A 5406-nucleotide genomic window follows, 5' to 3' on the forward strand; every position below is an offset into this window, starting at 1 on the left:
TCATGGCGGGTGTGGCACAGTGCAATCGGTGGCAGGGGTTGGTCTCAGCAACCAAATCCTACGCTGCTTCAAGCGCTTAAGCTACATCCGCCAGCCCTCTCCAGCCCTCTCGTGCATAAGAACGGCTAGAGTCCTTCGCCAGAGCCGAGCGCCGGCGCAAATGTTGACAGTTTTGAAAATCTCTATTTATCTGGAGGTACCCCCTACTCATGTTGGAGTAGGGAGAGGAATCAACTTCGCGCCTCTGCGTTTTTCAAATCTCTGCGTAAATTTTAGGTTGCGGAAAGTATCTCACATGCGGGTAGACGTCGATTCAAAAAAGGGAACTCACGTCGTATCTGATTTCGATGTCATTGTATTAGGGGCCGGCATCACCGGACTTGTATCGGCCTCAGTACTCTCTGAGCAGGGATACAAGCGAATACTTGTCATCGATGAGTACAACCACATCGGCGGAAATCACATCGATTGCACTTTTGCGGAGTATACTTTCGACGTTGGCAGCTTCATATTCCAGGATGACTCCCCCCTGCTTCGCCATTTTCCCGAATTACTTCCGCTGTACGTTCCGATTAACCCAACCTTCGGCAGACTCAACCCACAGGGTCTGGTTACCCGCTATCCAATATCCATTAAAGATGATCTTCTCTCTGCCGGCCCAATCGAGTTGTTTCGCATATTGACATCAGTAGCTTTCGCACGGCTTTTCCGCCACCAGCTAAATGATGCAAGGAGTTTCGCTCAATTTTGGATTGGAGCTCGACTTCTAAAGCGATCCGGCTTGGAAAACTATATTGAACGCTTTCACGGAGTTCCGGCCGGACGCATTGACATTAGCTTTGCTGAAAAGCGGATGGGCTGGATCAAAGAGTATGCATCCTTAACCACCTACCTTAGGAAATGGTTGAAGCCATCTGTAAAGGCACCTACCAATCAACAACTGGCTCGGCCACGCGAAGGCTTTGCACATCTCTACCGAGCCGCGGCTCAGCGGCTGGAAAGCCGCGGTGTTCATTTCCTCCTCGGAGAGGTCATGCAAAGCTTAGTTAAGGAGGATCGAACATTTCATCTGCGGGCGGGGAGCCAACGCTTCGTTGCGAGCCGTGTTGTATCCACAATTCCAATCGAGAGAGTTCAGGGTTTGTGCGGCATGCCCCGTGATAGGGGTCTTCAGACCGTTACCCTGATCAGTCTCTTCTTCAGCTTCTCTGGGAAGCGCGGGTTTTCGCAATCTATACTCTTCAACTTTTCCCATAAGGGAGCGTGGAAGCGCCTGACGATGCACTCTGATTTCTATGGACGGTCCTGCGGCCGTGAGTTCTTCAGCGTCGAAGTCATTGCTGATCATGTTCACGGGTCGGTGACAGCGGCCGAGCAAGATTTCAGGCAACACACGTCCGCAAACGGGTTATTTGTTGGCGATTTGAAGTTAGAGGGAAGCCATACTCTTGCAAATGCCTATCCGATCTACACCGACCAAGCTGACCAGAAAGCCACAAAAGCAGTAGCCGCGCTCAATGCATTCGGTGTTGAGTCTTTCGGGCGTCAGGGCGGGTTTAACTATCAACCAACGGCCCGGGTCTCTACTTTGGAAGCAGAGTCTGCGCTGCGTCGTGGCTGATGCCAACCGGCGCCGATGCTCCTGCATTGATCCAGTCCCGCAGGCCGATAGACATGATGGTCCAGGGCTGGGCGACAAGCCAGTTCCAAGCCACGCAGTAGCGATTGAGGATAGCGGCGTAGGAGGTGAAGATCCGGTTGGAGAGCCAGTTCTCCCTCACATGCTGTCAATCGTTCTCGACCGGGTTTAGTTCAGGCGCTCTCGTCGGCAGCGCGAGAAGCGTAACTCGCCCAGCAAGGGCGACAACCTAATCTGTTCGCTCTTCATTGTGCCCACAATCGGCCCGGGCACCGTCTCTCAGGTTGCCTTGTTTGAGGCAGCCCTACCGTGCGTCAGAGACGGGTGTGCCCGGCTACCGGCACCAATGACAAATTGACAAAATGCCAAAACTCGTGGGATGCCCATCCTAAGAAGAGTTATTCTGACGTGAGCCCGGAGTTTCTTCCGCTCAGAGCTGGATCCCGCTGGTCATCGTGGAAAGCCCCCGGCGCAAGCCGGGGGCTTGTTAGCTTTAGAGCACGAAGTCGCTGTTCGCGAAGGTGTGGTTGCCAAGCACCTTGATGGCGAAGTCGGCTGCCCCGTCACCATTGGTATCACCCGAGAGGTAGGTGTTTCCATCCGTAAGCCGGTAGGTATGCAGCTCGCCCGCCACCTTGTGGAAGCGCTCGGTTCCGATGAAGGTGAATGCCTGGTCACCAGTCGAGCGGGTGTTAGCGTCGATTCCCGTCAGGTCGATCTTGTCCGTGCCACGGACGAAGTCACTGATGGTGTCGCCAGTGGCTTCTTTGGCCGTGCTGAACACGAAGGTGTCCTTGCCATCGCCGCCCGTCAAGATGTCTTTGCCACCCTTGCCGTTCAGCGTGTCTGCCGCAGACGTACCCCTCAACTGGTCATTACCACTTGTACCATCAAGAACGCTGGGTGTGGTCGGCGCGGGGGTGATCGCCACATCGTCAATCCGTACGTCGGTCCACTCACCAGAAGAGCCGATCGAGCGCTCCGTACCGACCTTAGCGCCGTTGAGCTCCGCGCTCTTGAACCAGAGGTTCCGGTCCGTCTCGGCGGTGCCGCCCCACTGGTCGTTCAGGAACTTGACTCGTACATCGTGGTCGGTGCCGTCGGGCCAGCGGCCGTTGCCCTTCACGATGATGTCCTGCCACTCGCCTTTCTTGTGATCGGCCGTTACCTCAAACGTGCCGACGACTTGGCCATCGACCAAGATCTCCGCTTTAGGGGCGCCGAGGTAATGGTCGCCACTCAGCGTCACCTTCAGATCTCCCGGCTCGAAGTTCACAGGTGGTGTTGGGGCGGTCGGTGTCGTGGGAGTGGTCGGGGGCACCGGTGTGGTCGGCGCAGTGGGTGGGAGAGGGGTTTGGGATGGAGGGGTGCTGGTGCCGGCTGTGGTGGCACCGTACAGGCCTGGGTCGCGACCATCGGGGGCTGACACGGCGCCCTGCTGCACCGCCACGGCGTTCGCGTCGTTCGAGTACACCCGGATGTAGTCGATCTTCATCGCCATGTTCTGGCCATGCTGCGAACCGTTGCCCTCGACGGCCAGGTTGGCGATCACGTGCATCTTCTGGTGGTAGTCGGACGGTGTGGGCCGCGTGCCGGTGAGCTGGCCATCGACATAGTACTCAAGTGTCTCGGGCGTCCATTTCAGGCCATAGGTGTGATAGCCATCGGCCTGCGCCACCTCCGAGTAGACGCCGGTGTTGGTGTAGCCCTTCGCCTCATCGTTGGTGTGGATCCAGGTATAGACGCCCCTGTCGTTGTTGCCGTAGTGCTCAACGATATCGTTCTCGGTCCAGTGGCTGTCGCCGTCCGGGTTGCCAGTGCCATTGGGGTTGTCCGGCAGCAGCCAGAATGCGTCCCAGGCCCCGGGGCTGTTGCTCATATCGGCCCGCATCTCGAAGTAGCCGTACTGCTGCGAGAAGTTGCCCTGCGTGGTGATAAGGCCCGACTCCCAGCTGCCGTTGACGCCGTAGGGGGTCTTGTCGCGCTGGGCGGTGATCGTGAGGGCGCCGCCGCTCACGTTGAACGGGTCGTAGCCGGACGACGGGTCCAGGAACGAGGACACGCCGAAGCCCACCTCGGCCTTGTCCATGCGATGCTCGTCGCGGGCGGTCTGCCACGTGGTGCCATCGCCGGTCGAGGAGATGCTGCGCGTGTTGAACTCATCGCTGAACGTGAGCTTGTAGCCTGTAAGATTCAACAATTTTCTATTTCTCTTGATAGCGGCTCGAATAGGCACAGAAGAAGGCTGTGGAAGCCTTCGCACCACATTTTTTAGCCAAGATTTTAATTGTAATTTGTACTTCTACTTACATTCAACTTGTCAGCTTAGCGTTAGATCCATACCCTCATCGAGATCAACTTGCCCGGGCAAGACTAAACTTGCCAGCCAATTGATTAGGTCAATCATGACAATCCCAATGCAGACGTGCTCAACGAGCAGATAAATATCTGCTGAGATGCATAGAATGAGATAGGAATGAAGTGGCTATGCCGAAAGAAAAATCTGCCTTAGAAGAAGTACAGATCGGATAAATATCTTTGAGATCGCTAGCTTGAAAGTTCGCTAGACGATGCAAGATTTCATCGTATTCCTGATTTATTTTTGATCAGGTTCGACTTTTTGCCAATTGCAATCATTTTAAACCCCTTTTGCTGGTGTGCCGCGTTTTGTTGTATAGCGGCTGACTTGGCGTACTTCGCCACTAAGTGAGGCAAAAAAAGGGCGGAAAAAATATTTGTTAAGCCTTGAATATATTCAAATGTACTTTGAATATATTAACAGAAGTGGGTTGTTCGTTTCGAAAAGCCTCTCTGGCTTTGCAAACTGGGATCTACTTTGTCAGATAGTAGAGTCAATGCGAAAGATTGCACTGGGCTCACTGCGGTCGTTTGAGCCTGCATAGCAGACCGTATGTTCGTTGCCGGTGGAGGTGGCTCGTCCCAAGCTATGCGATGAGCGAGGGTTGCGCTGGATGGGCCGGCGCCGAGCCTCCCGCACAGGGGACGAGCCATGCAGCAGAAGAGCAAAGTGTTTGTCGGTCTGGATACCTCGAAACTGAAGATCTCCGTCGCCGTGGCCGAGGACGGCCGCCAGGGAGAGATCCGCTTTCTCGGCGAGATCGACAATACCCCCGAAGCGGTGCGGCGCCTGGTCCACAAGCTGGCGAGCCGGCACGGCGAATTGTTGTTCTGCTACGAGGCCGGCCCCACCGGCTATGGCCTGCAGCGCCAGATCGCGGCTCTGGGACATGAGTGTGCCGTCATCGCGCCGTCGCTCATCCCCAAGCGTCCGGGCGAGCGCGTCAAGACCAACCGCCGCGATGCCCTCACCCTGGCCCGGCTGCACCGGGCCGGCGAGCTGACTGCCATCTGGGTGCCGGATCCGGGCCATGAGGCGGTGCGAGAACTGGTGCGGGCGCGGGAGGCCGCGATGGAAGATCTGCGCGAGAAGCGCCAGCATCTGCAATCCTTCCTGCTGCGTCATGGGCGGATCTTTCCCGGCCGCCAACCTTGGACCCGGGCACATGCCCGCTGGCTTGCGGAGCTCGTCTTCGAGCATCCGGCTCAGGATCTGGTCCTGCGCGAATACCGGCAGGCGATCGAGGATGCCGAAGCCCGCCTGGACCGGCTGACCCAGCAGGTCGCTGAGGTGGTTGCGACCTGGTCGATGGCGCCGGTGGTCGCGGCCTACCAGGCCCTGCGCGGGGTGGCGCTGCTGACCGCCGTCACCTTTGTGGCCGAGATCGGCGATGTGCGCCGCTTCGACA

3 protein-coding genes are annotated in these 5406 nt (G+C 56.9%); 2 read left to right on the plus strand and 1 reads right to left on the minus strand.

What is annotated here, in order from left to right:
- Window positions 1-295 precede the first annotated feature (295 nt).
- Window positions 296-1621 carry an NAD(P)-binding protein gene (locus tag FS320_RS37090; protein ID WP_152717316.1) on the plus strand — a complete coding sequence of 442 codons (1326 nt, stop codon included), beginning with the start codon at window positions 296-298 and terminating at the stop codon, window positions 1619-1621.
- A 511-nt stretch (window positions 1622-2132) separates the two neighbouring features.
- Here FS320_RS37090 and FS320_RS37095 read toward each other — a convergent pair.
- The gene (locus FS320_RS37095; RefSeq protein WP_152717317.1) at window positions 2133-3839 is read right to left on the minus strand and encodes a family 16 glycosylhydrolase; all 1707 of its coding nucleotides are present in this window, start codon (window positions 3837-3839) and stop codon (window positions 2133-2135) included.
- Window positions 3840-4649: 810 nt separating this feature from the next.
- Here FS320_RS37095 and FS320_RS37100 point away from each other — a divergent pair.
- A partial coding sequence (locus FS320_RS37100) for an IS110 family RNA-guided transposase (RefSeq protein ID WP_152717318.1) occupies window positions 4650-5406 on the plus strand: 757 nt, incomplete at its 3' end.

It is taken from the genome of Microvirga tunisiensis, assembly GCF_009296175.1.
Taxonomy (GTDB): Bacteria; Pseudomonadota; Alphaproteobacteria; order Rhizobiales; family Beijerinckiaceae; genus Microvirga; species Microvirga tunisiensis.

What these genes read in the sequence shown, in the direction of transcription:
- FS320_RS37090 (WP_152717316.1), top strand. Translation starts at nt 296, where the DNA reads ATGCGGGTAGACGTCGATTCAAAAAAGGGAACTCACGTCGTATCTGAT.